This is a genomic window from Streptomyces sp. NPDC058662 (assembly GCF_042716255.1).
In the GTDB taxonomy this organism is placed as follows: Bacteria; Actinomycetota; Actinomycetes; order Streptomycetales; family Streptomycetaceae; genus Streptomyces.
On the sequence record NZ_JBHXRU010000126.1, the window covers coordinates 1 to 15,442 of the forward strand.

Genomic DNA, 15,442 nt, shown 5'->3' on the forward strand with positions numbered 1-15,442 from the left:
TGAGGCGGTACGAAGCCACCCGGCCACCACGGGGGTGAGGCCGGGTGGCTTCGTACCGCCTCACTCCCCCGGGACCGGGAAACGCGGCCTGTACTCTCGACGCGAACACCGTACGCATCCCAGGAGGAGCGGCATTCATGGCGGCAAGGGCGAGGACCACACCCATTCCTTCGGTGTGGGCGCGCCCCAAGCCGACGCCGAACCAGCCCGCTCTCAGTCGGGCGCTGATCGTCCGTGAGGCGATCGCGATGCTCGACGCGGAGGGTGTCGAGGCGCTGAGCATGCGCAAGCTCGGTGCCCGGCTGAACGCCGGTGCCACCTCCCTCTACCGTCATGTCGCCCTCAAGGACGAGCTGATGGAGCTGGCGGTGGACGAGGTTCTGGGGGAGGTCGTCCGCCCGCCGGCCGACGGGCCGGACTGGCGGGCCGCTGTGACGCGGTACGCCGACTCCTTCCGGGCGACGGCGGTGCGCCATCCGTGGATGTGCGCGGTTCTGGGGCAGGCGGGCCTGGCTTATCTGGGGCCCAACCTGGCGGCCCTGTCGGAGCGGTTGGACGCCGTGTTCACCGCCGCGGGCTTCCCCGAGCCGCACGGGGCGATCGACGTCGTGTACTCCTACGCCATCGGCATGGTCACCTCCGAGACGGCGTGGCTGACGACGGTGGCCCGTTCGGGGCAGAGCGAGGCCGAGTTCCTCGCCCGGATCCTGCCCGGCGCGCAGGTGGAGGGCGGTCAGCAGGACCCGGGCGGCGCGGGCCCGGTGGATCCCGTCCGGATCCGTGATGAGAGGTTCGCCTACGGCCTCGATGTGGTCCTCGACGGTCTGGCGCTGCGGCTGGCCCGCTGACCGCGCCTCGTCTCCTGCGGGCGGGCGGGTGGCGGCCGGGCGCGGGGTGTCCCCTGTTTCAGGGGCGCAGGCCGGCGCGTCGGAGGGCGGCTCGGGACAGGTCGGCGATGGCCTGGGGGTCCCCGCGGCGCCAGGCGTCGGCGAGGCCGCCCGCGGGGGTCGGGAGCGCGGCGAGGTCGCCGAGGGGGCCGGTCAGGGCGCGCAGGGCGAGCAGGTCGGCGCCTTCGGGTGTGTCCATGAGGCGTCGCACGCCTGCGCTGCGTCGGATCCAGCGCAGGCGCGGGGGGAGCCACAGCAGCAGTACGAGGGCCACGGGCAGGACGATCAGCGCCACCGCGGCCAGGGTGGCCACCTGGCTGACGACGTGCTGGAGGGACTGCCCTGCATCGGCGAGGCCCGTGCCGGCGTCGGCCGCGGACTGGAGCGGCTTCTTGAGGAGGTCGCCGACGAGGGGTACCTCGGAGGCGGCGTCGGCGGCGTTGTCGAGTTCGGCGGCGAGGCTGTCGCCCGAGCTCTCGACCTTCCGCCCCGGCTCGGCCAGCCGCATGACCGCTTCGTGGACGGCGAGGGCGAACCACACCGCGGCGGCGACCAGGACCACGGCGATCAGGTCCGCCAGTACCTGGCGGTTCCGACGTGCTGGGGTCTGGGCGTAGAGGCGCATCGGCGGGCTCCCGTTCGGGTCATGGCGTCGAGAGGGCCGGCCTGCGCCAGGTGAGTGAGGTGCGGCCGGTCGGTCGCGTGGGTGTCGGACTCGACTCTTCCACCGGTCGGGGTGGACAAACGTCCGTGACGCGGCGCGTGTTCGGCGCGCCGCGCAGCCGCGGCCGGCGCGGTGGGGGGGCCGGGCGGGGCCGTGGTGGGGTGCTGCGGGGGCTGCGGTGTTTCGTCCGGTGGGGCCCGGGGGCACCGGTCCCCCGGTCGCGGGGGCCGCGCTTTGGGGGCAGGAGGGGGCCCCGGCCGGCCCGGGGGGGGTGGGGTCGGCCGGGGCGGCCCCGGCGGGCCGGGGGGAGGCCGGCCGGGGCGTATGGGGTGGAGGGCGGGAAGGGCGGTCGCCTCGCGGCGGAGGGCACTGGGGGGCTTCAGCCGAACGATCTTCCCCGCAGGCGCATGGTTGGGCCCGGGGACATCGTCCCCTCCCGCACTCACACCGGTTGAACGGTCAATGACTTGCGGTTGTTCCCGAACGCGCGCCCGGATGCGCGCGACCGGCGCGACCCCGCACCCCACCGCCTCCCCCGCGGCGCGTTCACTCCCATCTCATTGCAACACACCTGTATCCCGATGTTGCGTTATGCGAGAGCGCCGTTGCAACGAAATCGCAGCATCTAGCTGCAATGACACCTCTCCCATGCAACAAGTTTGTTGCCAGAACATCGAATGCAACGTAGCGTTTCCACTGTCAGAAACCGCAGCAGTGAAGTGCAGGAGAGACATCATGCAGACGTTCGACACCCCTGTCCCGGTCTCCGTGGAGCTGGACCTTCCCGCAGGGCGGTTGCGGCTCATCGCCGCCGACCGGGCCGACACCACGGTCGAGGTGCTGCCCGCGGACGCCGGCAGGAGCCGGGATGTGAAGGCGGCCGAGCGGACCGCGGTCGAGTACGCCGACGGCGTGCTGCGCATCCGGGCCGCGGCCACCGCAAGCCGGCTGCTGGGCCCCGCCGGATCCGTGGAGGTCACCGTCCGACTGCCCGCCGGCTCCCACGTCCGGGCCACGGCCGCCGCCGCCGACTTCCGCGGCGTGGGACGACTCGGCGAAGTCACCCTCGACGGCGCCCAGGGCGCCATCAAGCTCGACGAGGCCGCCGCCGCCCACCTCACCCTCCTCGACGGCGACATCACCCTCGGCCGCCTCACCGGCCCCGCCCACATCACCACCGACCGCGGCGACCTCCACATCACCGAAGCCCACCGCGGCCCGGTCACCCTGCGCACCCACCACGGCCACATCACCATCACCGCTCCCCGAGGAACCAGCGCCACCCTCGACGCCGGCACCACCCACGGCCGCATCCACAACACCCTCACCCACACCGCCTCCCCCACCGACCTCACCATCCACGCCACCACCACCCACGGCGACATCACCGCCCGCAGCGTGTGAGGCAGGCGCTCGCCGGTGGGTGTCGTGCCCTCCCGGCGGCGGGGGTGGGACAGTGGGGGCATGTGTGGTCGATACGCGTCCTCCCGGGCCCCGCAGGACCTCGCCGGGATCTTCGGCGCCCGCCTCGACGCGGACCGGGCGCCGGGTCCGTCGTGGAACGTGGCGCCCACCGACGAGGTGTGGGCGGTGGTGGAGCGCGCCTCCCGCCGAACCGGAGAGGTGGAGCGGCGGCTGCGCCCGGTGCGGTGGGGGCTGGTGCCGTCCTGGGCCAAGGACCCGTCGGTGGGGTCGCGGATGATCAACGCGCGGGTGGAGAGCGTCCACGAGAAGCCGGCCTACCGGCGCGCTCTGGCCAAGCGGCGGTGCCTGCTGCCGGCGGACGGCTTCTACGAGTGGGTGGCGGTCGCGGCCAGCGGGTCGGCCAAGGCCTACAAGCAGCCCTACTTCATCCGCCCCGAGGACGGGTCGGTGATGGCGATGGCCGGGTTGTACGAGTTCTGGCGCGATCCCGCCGTCGCCGACGCGGACGACCCGGCGGCCTGGCTCACGACGGCCACGATCATCACCACCGAGGCCACCGACGCCGCCGGCCGGATCCACCCCCGGATGCCCCTGGCCCTGGACCCGGACGACTACGGGGCCTGGCTCGATCCCGCCCACCAGCACACCGAGGACCTGCGCGCCCTCCTGCGCACCCCTGCCGGGGGCGCGCTGGCCGTGACGGCCGTCTCCACCGCGGTCAACAGTGTCCGCAACAACGACCCCGGCCTCCTGGACCCCGCCCCGTAGGATCCGCGGCCCGCTCATCCGGCCCCGGGGGGTCAGGCGCGGCAGCGCAGCATCTCCAGCGGGGGGTTGGCGTGGAAGTCGGCCCAGAAGTCCGCTCCGAAGGCGTCCAGGCCGGCCTGCGTCACGGTCAGCGGGACCCAGGCCACCTCGCTGAACCCGGCCGCCCGCAGGCACTGCTCGTAGACCTCGCGGCGCGGGCGGTTGGCGACGAAGGAGACGGGCGGGTCGAGCAGCGCCGTGGTGCGCACCCGCGGTCCGGTCTCGGCCTCCTCGCCGGTGAGCTCGCTGCGAAAGCCGTACCTCTCCGGGGTGGGGCCGTCGAAGCGGAAATCGGGCGACTGGTTGAGCGCGAACAGCTCGCCGCCGGGCCTCAGGCTCCGGTGCGCGGCGCGGCACATGCGCTCCGTGGTGGCGATGTCGGGGGCGTAGTTGAGCAGTTGGACCGCCAGCGCGATGTCGAAGCGCCGGTCGAGGGGTGGCAGTTCCGCCACGTCGGCGACGTCGTAGTGCACGCCCAGCGGTTCGTTCTTCTCCAACTGCCGTGCCACGGCGACCATTTCGCTGGAGATGTCGATGCCGAGGACGTCGGTGGCGCCGCGGCGCCTGAACTCCCGGCTGTAGAAGCCGGTGCCGGAGGCGAGGTCGAGGACCGACTTGCCGTGCACGTCCCCGACCAGGGCCAGGAAGCCGGGCACCACGACGTACTGCTCCAGGGGCAGGGCCTTGAACCCTTCGTAGGCCTCGCCGATCTCGTCGTACTGCTGCCGTGTGCTCATGGTCGTGTTCTCCCCCGCTTCGGTACGTCCTTGGCCGCGGCCGCCTGCTGCGGGCCGGGGCCTGGGCTTGTGACCGGCAGTCTCCACGGGTCCCGGCGGGGTGTCGTACTGGCAGAAGCCACAAAGATCCGGGCCGCGTCCGGGCATCGTGTCCGGGGGGCGTCGGAGTCGGGGCGGGGCGCCGGGGGCCGGTGGCGGGCGGGTGTTCACCCGGTCGGGCCAAGGGCGGGGGCCGGCTGCCGCGAATGGCCCAGCATCGGGGCACCGGAGGGGCCGTGCGGGGGTGCGGTGTCTAACGTCGCTGGCACAGGGAGCGTTTCGCGAGGCCTGTGGAGGCGTGATGTCCCATCGAAGCCGCTGGCTGGCGGGGGCCTGCGCGAGTACGGTCGCGGTCGGCCTGCTCGTCACGGGGGGCGCGCTGTCCCCGCCTCCGCGCGCCGGCGCCGAAAGCGGCGCCGGGAGCAGCGCCGAAAGCGGCGCCGGGAGCGAGGTCGCGGTGGGTGCCTACCTCCACTACGGCTCCCCCGGTGTGGAGCGGATGGGGGAGCTGTCGCGGTGGCTGGGCGGTGCCGAGCTGCGCGCCGGGCACACCTACCTGCCCGGTGACACCTGGGCGAACATCGAGGGGGCGCCGGAGAGTCTGCGCAGCTGGGCGCGGTGGCGCGCGGCGCGAGCGGATCGGCTGTTCGTTTTGAACGTGCCGATGCTGGAGGGCAACGAGGCCGGCGTCGGCGACCAGCGGGTCGCGGAGCTGCTGCGCTCGGGGGCGCGAGGCGCGTACGACCACCACTTCCGGCGGTTGGCCGGGCGGCTGGTCGGCCTCGGGGTGCCGGACACGGTGATCGTGCTGGGGTGGGAGATGAACGGCTTCAACTACACCCACCGCTGCCGGCCCGACCCCGAGAGCTGGAAGCGGTACTGGCGGCGCGTCGTGGCCGCCATGCGGTCCGTGAAGGGCCAGCGGTTGCGTTTCGACTTCGCGCCCAACCGCGGGGGCGACGCGATCGCCTGGACCCGGTGCTACCCCGGCGACGACGTGGTGGACATCATCGGCATGGACAGCTACGACCAGGAGCCCGGCGCCACCTTCGACGAGCAGGTCACCCAGCCCTACGGGCTGCAGCAGCAGGTCGATTTCGCGAAGGCGCACGGCAAGCGGATCTCCTACCCGGAGTGGGGGCTGTTTCGGCGCGGGGACAATCCGGAGTACATGCGGCGCATGCTGGGGTGGATCGCCCGGCACCAGCCGCTCTACCACAGCATCACCGACTACTGCCCGCACGGGGTGTGGCAGTGCGGACAGAACCCGCGCTCCGCCCAGGTGTTCAGGGATCTGCTGTCCGCGGGGCCGGGCCGCGGCGGGCCCGCGCGACCGGGTGCTGCGGTACGCGGCCAGGACCGCGGGTCCGGGCCCGTCCCGGGGTGGGGCCCCGCCTTCGCGGTGGCCCCTCGTGCGGGGCTGTCCGCGGGAGGCGCCGGGCCGCGCGGCGGTGGCGGCGTTCATCCATGAGCCGTCCGTGAGTCGGCTGTGAGCTCGCGGGGACGACCTATGCTCGGGCCATGGCATGCCGCATCAGCGAACTCGTCCTGGACGCCGAAGACCCCGGCCGGCTGGCCGCCTTCTGGTGCGGGGTGCTCGGCTACGTCGAGCTGGGCCGGGAGGACGACGGCAGTATCGAGATCGGGCCGCCCGGCGTCGGGTTCGGCGGGGCGCAGCCGACTCTCGTCCTGAGCCCGCACCGCGGCTCGGGGCGGGGGAAGCTTCCGCTGCACATCGATGTGAGCGCCACCGACCGCGACCAGGACGCGGAGCTGGCCCGGTTGCTCGCGCTGGGTGCCGTGCGGGCCGACATCGGGCAGAGCGGGCGGGAGAGTTGGCATGTGCTGGCCGACCCGGAGGGCAACGAGTTCTGTCTTCTGCGCCGTCGGCTGGATCCGCTCGAAACCGTATGAGGCCGCGGGGCGAGGTCGCGTCCGGGTTCACTGGGGTGCGTCGGGCGGCGGGGCGTTCCAGGCGGCCATGAGGCCGTCCAGCCAGGCGGGCGGCAGCTCGGCGGCGTCCCATTCCTCGCGCAGCTGCTGCGGGGCGGTGACCAGGCGTTCCAGTACGGCGATGCTCGTGGCGGAGTGGACGAGGGAGTAGCGGCCGTGGACCGTGATGCCGCTGCCCGGTCCGAAGGCGGTGAACAGCCGCTCCAGGCGCGTGCGGTGGGTGGCGGCGAACTCGTTCAGCCGCCCGGCGTACCGGGCCCGCCGGCGGGGGTCCATGGTGGTGAGGACGGCGGCCAGTACCTCCTCGGTCACCTCCGGGTCCAGCTCGGAGACGGTGGTGAACGACAGGTACAGGGGGGTGACGGCGACCTGGGCCAGTTCCACCTCCATGCGTCCGGCGCGGGGGTGCTGTCCGGTGGGGTCGTGTCGGCCGGCGGCGGCGACGGCCGCGAGCAGGGTCTGCTCGACGGCGGCGGCGAGTCCTTCCAGGAGGTCCTCGGCGCCGTCGAGGCGGCCCGCCTCGTACGCCGCGCCCTTGTCCCCCGGGGCGTCGGGGCGGGCGCCGCTCAGTTCCTCGTGCGCGAGGGCCAGTGTGCCCGCCTCGATGAGCCCGATCAGTTCCCTCGCGTCGCCGGAAGGTACTCCGGCCCGGGCCAGGAGGCGCAGGAGCGTCGTCCTCGCGTTGTCGACGCTGATCGCGTCCGGCCAGTGCCGTCCCTCGTCGGCCGTGCTCATCGGGTCCTCCTCGTCACTGGGGTGTGCGGTGTGCACGTGCAGTCAACCCCTTGCGACGGGTCCAACGCCCCAGGACCCGGTTGTGCTCCCCCGCCGGGGCGGGTTCTGGGGGCGGGGGTTGGGTGGGTCACGTGCTGTCGGGCCGGTGGTCCGCTGTGGACGACGCGGCCGGCGGCGGGTCGTCAGGGCGTCGGCGGCGGGGTCCAGTTCGGGTCGCGTCCGGCGAGCCCGACGGCCCGGTCCAGCAGCGGGGCGTCGTCCGGTACGGGGATCACGGGCCCGAAGATCTCGGCGCGGCTCTCGTCCCCGACGGACGCCAGCAGGAAGGCGTGCGAGGCGCGCAGCGCGGCCCGGTCGGGTGTGTAGGGGCAGCCGGTGGCCCGGGCCAGGTCCCAGCCGTGCAGGACCAGTTCGTCGACGGCCACCGCGCCCGCGACGTCGCCGGGCAGGTCCACGCCGCCGGCGCGGGTGGCGCCGGTCCAGGCGGCGGGGTCGCGCCAGGCCTCGGCGAGCTCGTCCAGGAGGCGGGGCAGTTCCTGGCGCCAGTGCTCGGGCAGGGCGGGCGCGGCGGCCGGGTCGGGGGCCGAGTCCGTGGTGGGGCCCAGGTCCTTGCGGGCGGCGTCACGGAAGGCGGCCGCGAGGCCCGCGAGGTGGGCCAGCAGGCCGCCGACCGTGTACGCGGGGCAGGGCGTGGGGTCGGCGAGACGGGCCTGCGGGACGGCCGCCGCCAGCTCGGCCACGATCCGGGCCTGCGGGCCGAGGTCGACTGGGGTCGTACCGGTCATCGGGGCTCCTTGGCGGCGTGGTGGGCGGGGCTCTGCCGGGGTGGTGGGCGGGGCTCTGCCGGGGTGGACCGGTGGCGGGGCCCGAACTCATCGCCGGGGGGCGCCCGGGTCAGCGCGGCAGGGGCGGGGGCGGTCCGGCCCGCACCCCGGTCGGCGTCCAACACTCGACCATATGCGAGAGATGCCCTGTTTCGGGGCTGCATTCCGTTTCGGTGGAGGGGTGCGGCGCCGGAGCCGGGACCGTGCCGCAGCGGGGTCGTGCGGGAACGGGGCCGGGGCCGCTCCCGGGTCCCGTCGGCCCGTGGTCGGCAAGCCCCCGCCCCTGGGGGCGTGGACGAAGGAAGCCATGAGCCCGTCGCCGAACGCCGGTCGCCCTCTGCCCCAGGACCATGGACGCGGTGCACGCGAACGCGCTGCTGCGCGAGGCCGGGGTGGAGGTCCTCACCGTCGTCGGCGGGGAACTGGGGCGCGGGCACGGTGGCGGGCACTGCATGGCGTGCCCGCTGCTCGGCGACGCCGTGTCCTTCTGGCCGGGCGCCGCCGGCCGGGCGCCCCGGCCCGGGCGGGGCCGGGGCGTTCGTCCCGGGGGTGCGGTGGCGCGGAGGGGGTCAGGGGCGCGTGTAGCGGAGGGCTTCGTGGACGGCGGCGTGCGCGCAGGGCTGCGCCATCAGCACGCACAGGGTGTAGAGGGCGTCGTCCAGGGCTTGGTGCGCGGCGGGCTCGGCGGGCTCGGCGTCCAGGCGCAGCCGGGCGTCGAAGAACCGCGTGAGCGCCTGCTCGGCGTCGGCGCGGGTGGGCATCAGGTACGGGCCGGGCCCGCGCGGTGTGGTGTCCCCGCGGCGGGCGGCCCGTACGGCGTGCTCCAGGGCCTGCTCGATGGCGGCGGGTACGGGGGTGCCGTGGGATCCGGCGGCCATCGCCCGGGCGACCTCGGCCACGGGCAGGGCGGCTCGCGCGGCCGCGGCGGACAGGATGTGCTCGGCCAGGTGGGCGGGGGCCGGGACCGTCGCCATCAGGGTGCCCACCGCCCAGGCCCTCGCCGCCTCGGGCGCCGCCGCCGTCCGCGGGATCCGGCTCTCCCGCGTGCGGGAGGGGAGGACGTCGACGCTCATGAGGATCACTTCCCTTCGAAGAGGGCGGGCCCCTCGGCACGCTCCGGTCCACCGCATGCCCCCCGGACGCGGTGTGATGCGCGCCGGTCCGCTGCCGGTCGGATGGGGGTCCGGTGGGCGGCGGCTGTCCGGCGGGGCGTCCAGTGGGTAGGGGTGGGGATGTGAACGAGCGAGAGTTGACGCAACCGGATGCCGAGGACCTGCTGGCGGGGCTGAGCGTGGACGACCACCGTCCGGAGCAGCCGGTGCTGCTGGACTCGGCCGGCGCCCCCATCCGGACGTGGCAGGAGAACTACCCGTACGACCGGAAGGTGAGCCGCAAGGAGTACGAGCGGAGCAAGCGGATCCTGCAGATCGAGCTGCTGAAGCTGCAGCGCTGGGTGAAGGACACCGGGTCGCGGCTGGTGGTGATCTGCGAGGGCAGGGACGCGGCGGGCAAGGGCGGCACGATCCAGCGGTTCACCGAGCGGCTCAACCCGCGCGGGGCCCGGATCGTGGCCCTGGACAAGCCGACCGAGCGGGAGACGGGGCAGTGGTACTTCCAGCGCTACGTCGCCCATCTGCCGACCGCCGGGGAGATCGTCTTCTTCGACCGCTCCTGGTACAACCGGGCCGGGGTCGAGCGGGTCATGGGTTTTTGCCCCAAGGACGCCTACGAGTTGTTCCTGCGCCAGTGCCCGGCCTTCGAGGCCATGCTGGTGGCCGACGGGATCCTGCTGGTGAAGTTCTGGTTCTCCGTCTCGCGGGCCGAGCAGCGCACCCGCTTCGCGATCCGCCGGGTAGATCCGGTGCGGCAGTGGAAGCTGTCGCCCACGGACCTGGCCTCCCTGGACCTGTGGGACGCGTACACCACCGCCAAGGTCGACATGTTCCGGGCCACCGACACCGAGCACGCGCCGTGGACGGTGGTCAAGAGCAACGACAAGCGGCGGGGGCGCCTGGAGGCCATCCGCAGCCTCCTGGAGCGCATCGACTACGACCGCAAGGACGAGGAGGCGGTGGGCCGGCCCGACCCGCTGATCGTCGGTGCGGCCGACACCCTGCTGGAGAGCGGGGAGGGCGAGGCCGCCCTCTCCCCCACCCCGCTGGCCGGTCCTCCCCTGGGCCCCGGCCGTCACCCGCGGCACACACCCGCGACCAGCCCGGACGGTACGGGCGGCACGGACGGTACGGACGGTACGGCTGGGGACGCTGCGGTGGGCGGGGGTGGCGGGGAGCATTGAGCCGAGGTCGGGGCGGGTAGGACCCCCTCATGGACATGCCCGCGAGCGGGGGCCCGCATCTGCGGGAGCGGCTCGGGTCGGCGCTGTTCAGCCGGGTGGCCGGACCGTCGGGCCCCGCCAACCGCGCCCGGATCCACGACACGCCCGGGCCCCGCTGGTTCGGTCCCGAGCGGCCCATCCGCAGGGTGCACGGCGACGCGTCGATGTTCATCGGGGGCCTGAGCGCGCTCCTGCTCCAGTCCCTGCACCCGCTGGCCATGGCGGCCGTCGCGGCGCACTCCGGCTTCCGCGGGGACCCCTGGGGCAGGCTCCAGCGCACCAGTACCTTCCTGGCCGTCACCACCTACGGCACCGCGCGGGACGCGCAGGAGGCCGTGGAGCGGGTGCGGGCGGTCCATGAGCGGATACGGGGCACCACCGCGGCGGGCGCCTCCTACCGTGCGGCCGACCCGCATCTGCTGGGCTGGGTGCACGCGGCGGAGGTCGACAGCTTCCTGCGGGCGCACCAGCGCTTCGGCGCGCGTCCCCTGGACGCGGCGGGCTGCGACGCCTACGTCGCGGACACGGCGCGGGTGGCTCAGGCCCTGGGCGTGGTGGACCCCCCGCGCGACCGCGCGGCGCTGGCGGCGCTGCTGGCGGCGTACCGGCCGGAGTTGCGGGCCACGCCCGAGGCCCTGGACGCGGCCCGCTTCATCCTGCGCCATCCGCCGCTGCCCTGGCCCGTGCGCGTGCCGTACGCGCTGCTCGCGGCGAACGCGGTCGCGCTGCTCCCGCCGTGGGCGGCCGCCCTGCTGGGGCTGCGGGCGGCGACCGGTCGCGGGCAGGGCTGCGTACGCCTGTCGGGGCAGGCTCTGACGTCGACGATCCGGTGGGCGATGGCGGCGCCGTCCGGGGCGCCACAGCGCTGAGCCGCTGGACCCGGCCCCCGCCGGGGGCGGGTCAGGCGGCGGGTTGGGGCAGGCGCAGTCGTGCCTGGCCGAAGAGGAGGGCGTAGTCGTCGGGGAGCCGCTGGAGGAGGCGGGCGAGGAGGTCGGGGCCGGCGAGGGCGCAGAGCGGGGCGAGGACGGCGCCGGTGTCCCAGCGGGTGGTGGCGGGGGTGGCGCCGGTGCGGGCGGCGAGGTCCTTGACGAACTCCCAGCCGGTGAGCTGTTCGGTGGCGGGATCCGAGGCGGTCAGGGCCAGGGCGGCCTCGACGGGAAGGCGGGGGGCGAGGTCGCGGCGCTCGTCCGCGGTGAGCTGGCGGCCGAGGGCGTCCAGGACGGTGCGGACGGCTTGTTGGGCGCGTTCGCGGGTGGGGTAGGCGCCCTCGTAGCGGACGCGTTCCAGCATCTGGTCGTACGTCATGGCGGCGCGGGACCGTCGCGGTCGGGTCTGGTCGGGCATGACGGGGGCGGCCTTCCTGTGCGGGGCGTGGGCGTGGGTACGGGGCCGGGCGGGCGGGGTCAGACGGGTGGGGGGTGGCCGAAGAGGAGGTCGTAGCCGGGCGGGAGTTGGAGGAGGACCTCCCGGGTGAGGTCGTCGCCGGCGGCCGCGGCGGCGGTGGACAGGACGGCGCCGATGTCCTCCAGGGCCGTGCTCTCGGTGGCGCCCTCGATCCAGGCGGCCGTCGCGCGGACGAAACGCTCGGGGGTCAGGGGCTCTTCGGCGCGCAGCGGGTTGAGCAGGATCAGGGCGTACGCCTCGGGCAGGCGGGCCGCGAGGCGGGCCCGTACCGTGCCGACGAGGTGGGCGCCCAGCAGGGCCAGCACGACGCGGGCCGCGCGCTCGGCGTCCTCGCGTGTCTCGTACCGGCCGCGTTCCTGGACGTGGGCCAGGAACGATTCCCGGCGCATCGCCATCGCGTCACCTCCGGGGCGGCAGGGGTGAGGGAGGGGGGCGGCGGAGGGCGGGTGCCGGAGGGGGCCGGGGTGCGGTCCTCCGCCGCGGGGGCCGGGAGTCAGCCGGAGATCTGCTTGCGGCCGGCGCCGATGCTGACCTTGCGGGGCTTGGCCCGTTCGGCGATCGGGATGCGCAGGGTCAGGACACCCGCGTCGTAGTCGGCCTGGATGCGTTCGGTGTCGAGGGTGTCGGCCAGCATGACCTGGCGGGAGAAGACACCGAGGGGCCGCTCGGAGAGCTCCATCTGCACGGCGTCGTTCTTCGCGGCGGGGCGGCGCTCCGCCTTGACGGTGAGCATGTTCCGCTCGACGTCGATGTCGATCGCCTCGGCGCTCACGCCCGGGACGTCGAAGGCGATCACGTACTCCTCGCCCTCGCGGTAGGCGTCCATCGGCATGACGGACGGCTTGGACCAGGTCCCCGACGTACCCGACAGCTGCTGGACGATCCGGTCCATCTCGCGGAACGGGTCGGTGCGCATCAGCATCGCGAAAACACCTCCGGTTGGTTCAGGCAGAAACTGCCCATGCGCTTCAACGTGCTTCCGTTGTAGCATGTCGTCCAAACGTTGACAAGCAGGATGTCGCCGCATGGATGACATGCTGGATGTCGTCCGGAGCATGACGATGGGAGGTGTGATCGTGGCCGTGTCCGAGCAGCCGCCCTCACCCGCCGGTACGGCGCGGGCGCCGTCCTTCCCGGCCGCGGCCGCGGCGCTGGAGGCCGTACGGGCGAGCCTGGAGGAGGCGGCGCGGGTGCCGCGCGCCGCCGCGGGCCCGCCGGCGGACGGGAACGCGGGCCCGCCGGCGGACGGGAACGCGGGGCCGTCGGCGGGCGGGGACGGGGGGCCGCAGGCCGCGCTGGCGGCCCTGCTGTGCCTGCGGGAGGTGCGTGAGCAGCTCGCGGGCTGGGAGAGCGGCCTGATCGAGACCGCGCGTGAGGCCGGGGCGAGCTGGGCCGATCTCGCGGCGCCGCTGGGGGTGGCCAGCCGGCAGGCCGCCGAGCGCCGCTACCTGCGTCTTCGCCCGGGGGCGGCCGGGAGCACCGGGGAGCAGCGGGTGCGGGCCACGCGCGATACGCGCGCCGCGGACCGCACGGTGACGGCCTGGGCCCGCGACAACGCCGCTGATCTGCGGCGCCTGGCGGGCCGGGTCAGCGCGCTCACCGGTCTGCCGACCGGAGCGCAGGGTGCCATGAGCGATCTGAACGTGGCGCTGGCCGACAACGACGCCGCCCGCCTGGTGGGGCCCCTGGCCGACACGCGGCCGCACCTGCGGCCCGAGGACGGGGAGTTGGCCGACCGCATCGACGCCATGACCCGGCACACCGCCCGGCTGCGCCGGGACAGCCGCGACCAGCGGGGCACCTGACCGGCCGCTGCGCGCGCCCGGGGTGCGGGGGTGCGCGGCCCGGGTGCGGGGGTGCGCCCGGCCCGGGTGCGGGGCTGGGCGCCGGGCCGCCCTCCTGCCGTGCCCGGGGGTCCGGCAGGAGGGCGGCAGGGGGTGGGGCGGGTCAGACGTCGCCGCGCCAGGAGCCCGTCGCCGTGCCGCGGTCCTCGATGAAGTGCTTGAAGCGCTTCAGGTCTCCCTTGACCTGGCGGTCGACGAAGCCGAGCTTGTCGCCGATGGTCTCCGCCATGCCGTCGGGGTCGAAGTCCATCCGCAGTGTGACCTCGGTGTGGGCGGGGTCGATGGGCCGGAAGGTGACCAGGCCCGACTGCTCGGTCTCACCGCCCACGGTCACCCAGGCGACCTTCTGGTCGGGGACCTGCTCGGTGATCTCCGCGTCGAACTCCCGCTCCACGCCGGCGATCTTCGTCACCCAGTGGGTGAGGGTGTCGGTACGCTGCTCGATCCGCTCCACGCCGTCCATGAACTTGGGGAACGACTCGAACTGCGTCCACTGGTTGTAGGCCGTCGTCAGCGGCACGTCGACCTCGATCGATTCCTTCACCTGCGACATCAGGGAAACCCTTCCACGACTTCGGTGTCCGCCGGCGACGGCCGGCGGCTGTCGCGGGCATGCCTGCCCTCTCGGCGCGTCCGCCGCACGCCCCCGGGGCCAGGACCACCCCTGGGGGACCGGCCGCTCGGCGGTGCGGGGGTGCCGCGGGGCGGGTTACCGCTGGTTCAGGGGCAGGGCGATGTCGAAGACCTGCCGGTCGGCGGGGAAGGCCCCGGCGTCGTCGGCGGCGCCGGTGAGGGGGTCGACCTCGTAGAAGCGGCGGGCGCCGCCGGCGGACAGGGCGGCGAAGCCGCGGTTGGCGCCGTTGCGGGGTGAGAAGTAGATGTCCAGGCCCGCGTCGGGGCCCGCGTCGACGCCGAGGTCGCCGGTGGGGGCGAGGGTGCCGGAGTCGGCCGGGGACTGCAGCACCACGCGGTCGCCGGCGGTGTCGATGTCGAACAGGCTGGTGGCGGTCGCCGGGTCGAGGTCGTTGTTGGTGTAGGCGGCGCCGGTCACACCGAGTGCGGGGGTGGTGGCGGGGGGCGCGGTGAGGGGGGCGTCGACGACGGTCCCGCCGGTGGCGGCGTCCACGTCGTGGCGCAGGTTCTGCCCGGTGTCGCTGATGATCCGCAGCCGGTCGGCGGCGGGGTTGAAGTCGATGCCGAAGAAGGTGCCCCGCAGGGCGGTGCCGAGTTGGGAGACCTTCGTGGCGACGGCGTCGGCGGTGCCCAGGGTGTACACGCCGCCGGCGTTGCCCAGGCCGTAGAGCAGGCCGTTCCGGACGCGGTAGTCGATCCCGACCAGTGCGGTGTCCCCCACCAGTCCGGTGACGGTGCCCAGGGTGGACACCCGGTCGGGGTCGTGGGTGCGGAACCACACCAGGCGCTGGTCCTCGGTCAGGCCGGTCACTTTCAGGCCGTTGCGGGAGGGGTCGTGCCGGTCGTTGTCCGCGGCCGTCGCCGGTCCGGTCGCGGACAGGACGGCGGTGAGGGCCAGGGCGAGGACTGTCTTGCGCATGGGGGCTCCACTGGATCGACCGCCCGACAGCCGGGCGTCACCCGCCAGAGGCAACCAGGCGCCGCGCGGCGGTGCCCGTCGGGCACGGCCGAATGGCGGGCCCGGATACGCCGAAACGCCCGGCCGGGTCGGCCGAGCGTTTCGGGGGTGCGTCTGCGTCTTTGCCGCTGGTGGTTTAGTACCAGTGGTTGTTCTGCCAGAAGTTCCAGGCGCCGACGGGGCTGCCGTAGCGGTCG

Annotated in this window: 18 protein-coding genes and 1 pseudogene; 9 read left to right on the forward strand and 10 right to left on the reverse strand. The window is 74.5% G+C overall.

Features of this window, described 5'->3' with window-relative positions; translation table 11 throughout:
• Nucleotides 1-137 precede the first annotated feature (137 nt).
• Nucleotides 138-848 (forward strand): TetR/AcrR family transcriptional regulator, encoded by a 711-nt coding sequence (locus ACFWUQ_RS28365; RefSeq protein WP_384543683.1) that lies wholly within the window; start codon nucleotides 138-140, stop codon nucleotides 846-848.
• Nucleotides 849-906: 58 nt separating this feature from the next.
• On the opposite strand, the gene ACFWUQ_RS28370 is transcribed toward ACFWUQ_RS28365, so the two are convergent.
• Nucleotides 907-1,512 carry a hypothetical protein gene (locus ACFWUQ_RS28370; RefSeq protein WP_384543685.1) on the reverse strand — a complete coding sequence of 202 codons (606 nt, stop codon included), beginning with the start codon at nucleotides 1,510-1,512 and terminating at the stop codon, nucleotides 907-909.
• Nucleotides 1,513-2,286: 774 nt separating this feature from the next.
• Between ACFWUQ_RS28370 and ACFWUQ_RS28375 the strand changes: the two genes are divergently transcribed.
• Both ACFWUQ_RS28375 and ACFWUQ_RS28380 read left to right on the forward strand, forming a co-directional pair.
• Entirely contained in the window at nucleotides 2,287-2,955 is a 669-nt protein-coding gene (locus tag ACFWUQ_RS28375) for a DUF4097 family beta strand repeat-containing protein (RefSeq protein ID WP_384543687.1), read from the forward strand.
• A 60-nt stretch (nucleotides 2,956-3,015) separates the two neighbouring features.
• Complete coding sequence (locus tag ACFWUQ_RS28380) at nucleotides 3,016-3,744, forward strand: SOS response-associated peptidase (RefSeq protein WP_384543689.1); 729 nt, start codon at nucleotides 3,016-3,018, stop codon at nucleotides 3,742-3,744.
• 32 nt (nucleotides 3,745-3,776) lie between these two features.
• Here ACFWUQ_RS28380 and ACFWUQ_RS28385 read toward each other — a convergent pair whose 3' ends face one another.
• Nucleotides 3,777-4,520 carry a class I SAM-dependent methyltransferase gene (locus ACFWUQ_RS28385; RefSeq protein ID WP_384543691.1) on the reverse strand — a complete coding sequence of 248 codons (744 nt, stop codon included), beginning with the start codon at nucleotides 4,518-4,520 and terminating at the stop codon, nucleotides 3,777-3,779.
• A 340-nt stretch (nucleotides 4,521-4,860) separates the two neighbouring features.
• Here ACFWUQ_RS28385 and ACFWUQ_RS28390 point away from each other — a divergent pair, with 340 nt between their 5' ends.
• Both ACFWUQ_RS28390 and ACFWUQ_RS28395 read left to right on the forward strand, forming a co-directional pair.
• Entirely contained in the window at nucleotides 4,861-6,030 is a 1,170-nt protein-coding gene (locus ACFWUQ_RS28390) for a glycoside hydrolase family 26 protein (protein ID WP_384543693.1), read from the forward strand.
• Between the two features lie 50 nt (nucleotides 6,031-6,080).
• Entirely contained in the window at nucleotides 6,081-6,473 is a 393-nt protein-coding gene (locus ACFWUQ_RS28395; RefSeq protein ID WP_384543695.1) for a VOC family protein, read from the forward strand.
• 27 nt (nucleotides 6,474-6,500) lie between these two features.
• Here the strand turns inward: ACFWUQ_RS28395 and ACFWUQ_RS28400 are convergent, their stop codons facing one another.
• Nucleotides 6,501-7,247: a hypothetical protein gene (locus ACFWUQ_RS28400; RefSeq protein WP_384543697.1), complete on the reverse strand. Its 747-nt coding sequence runs from the start codon at nucleotides 7,245-7,247 to the stop codon at nucleotides 6,501-6,503.
• Between the two features lie 182 nt (nucleotides 7,248-7,429).
• Complete coding sequence (locus ACFWUQ_RS28405; RefSeq protein WP_384543699.1) at nucleotides 7,430-8,032, reverse strand: TIGR03086 family metal-binding protein; 603 nt, start codon at nucleotides 8,030-8,032, stop codon at nucleotides 7,430-7,432.
• Nucleotides 8,033-8,439: 407 nt separating this feature from the next.
• Between ACFWUQ_RS28405 and ACFWUQ_RS28410 the strand changes: the two are divergent.
• Nucleotides 8,440-8,559: pseudogene (locus tag ACFWUQ_RS28410) on the forward strand (arginine deiminase family protein); the annotation flags it as partial.
• 81 nt (nucleotides 8,560-8,640) lie between these two features.
• Here ACFWUQ_RS28410 and ACFWUQ_RS28415 read toward each other — a convergent pair.
• On the reverse strand, nucleotides 8,641-9,144 hold the full coding sequence (locus ACFWUQ_RS28415) for a DUF5133 domain-containing protein (RefSeq protein WP_384543701.1): 504 nt from the start codon (nucleotides 9,142-9,144) through the stop codon (nucleotides 8,641-8,643).
• A gap of 176 nt (nucleotides 9,145-9,320) precedes the next feature.
• Here ACFWUQ_RS28415 and ppk2 point away from each other — a divergent pair, with 176 nt between their 5' ends.
• Entirely contained in the window at nucleotides 9,321-10,367 is a 1,047-nt protein-coding gene (gene ppk2 / locus ACFWUQ_RS28420; protein WP_384543703.1) for a polyphosphate kinase 2, read from the forward strand.
• 29 nt (nucleotides 10,368-10,396) lie between these two features.
• Nucleotides 10,397-11,275 carry an oxygenase MpaB family protein gene (locus ACFWUQ_RS28425; RefSeq protein ID WP_384543705.1) on the forward strand — a complete coding sequence of 293 codons (879 nt, stop codon included), beginning with the start codon at nucleotides 10,397-10,399 and terminating at the stop codon, nucleotides 11,273-11,275.
• 31 nt (nucleotides 11,276-11,306) lie between these two features.
• Here the strand turns inward: ACFWUQ_RS28425 and ACFWUQ_RS28430 are convergent, their stop codons facing one another.
• The 3 genes from ACFWUQ_RS28430 to ACFWUQ_RS28440 form a co-directional block, all read right to left on the reverse strand.
• Nucleotides 11,307-11,750, reverse strand: coding sequence for a DUF2267 domain-containing protein (locus ACFWUQ_RS28430; protein ID WP_384543707.1), 444 nt, complete (start codon nucleotides 11,748-11,750; stop codon nucleotides 11,307-11,309).
• A gap of 59 nt (nucleotides 11,751-11,809) precedes the next feature.
• Complete coding sequence (locus ACFWUQ_RS28435; protein WP_384543709.1) at nucleotides 11,810-12,205, reverse strand: DUF2267 domain-containing protein; 396 nt, start codon at nucleotides 12,203-12,205, stop codon at nucleotides 11,810-11,812.
• A gap of 98 nt (nucleotides 12,206-12,303) precedes the next feature.
• The gene (locus ACFWUQ_RS28440; RefSeq protein ID WP_384543711.1) at nucleotides 12,304-12,732 is read right to left on the reverse strand and encodes an Hsp20/alpha crystallin family protein; all 429 of its coding nucleotides are present in this window, start codon (nucleotides 12,730-12,732) and stop codon (nucleotides 12,304-12,306) included.
• Nucleotides 12,733-12,844: 112 nt separating this feature from the next.
• Between ACFWUQ_RS28440 and ACFWUQ_RS28445 the strand changes: the two genes are divergently transcribed.
• Complete coding sequence (locus tag ACFWUQ_RS28445; RefSeq protein ID WP_384543717.1) at nucleotides 12,845-13,615, forward strand: HSP18 transcriptional regulator; 771 nt, start codon at nucleotides 12,845-12,847, stop codon at nucleotides 13,613-13,615.
• Nucleotides 13,616-13,757: 142 nt separating this feature from the next.
• Here ACFWUQ_RS28445 and ACFWUQ_RS28450 read toward each other — a convergent pair whose 3' ends face one another.
• Together ACFWUQ_RS28450 and ACFWUQ_RS28455 are read right to left on the reverse strand one after the other, a co-directional pair.
• A complete protein-coding gene (locus ACFWUQ_RS28450) occupies nucleotides 13,758-14,207 on the reverse strand; it encodes an SRPBCC family protein (protein ID WP_384543713.1) in 450 nt (149 codons plus the stop codon).
• Between the two features lie 156 nt (nucleotides 14,208-14,363).
• The gene (locus ACFWUQ_RS28455; RefSeq protein ID WP_384543715.1) at nucleotides 14,364-15,206 is read right to left on the reverse strand and encodes a DUF4394 domain-containing protein; all 843 of its coding nucleotides are present in this window, start codon (nucleotides 15,204-15,206) and stop codon (nucleotides 14,364-14,366) included.
• Nucleotides 15,207-15,442 lie beyond the last annotated feature (236 nt).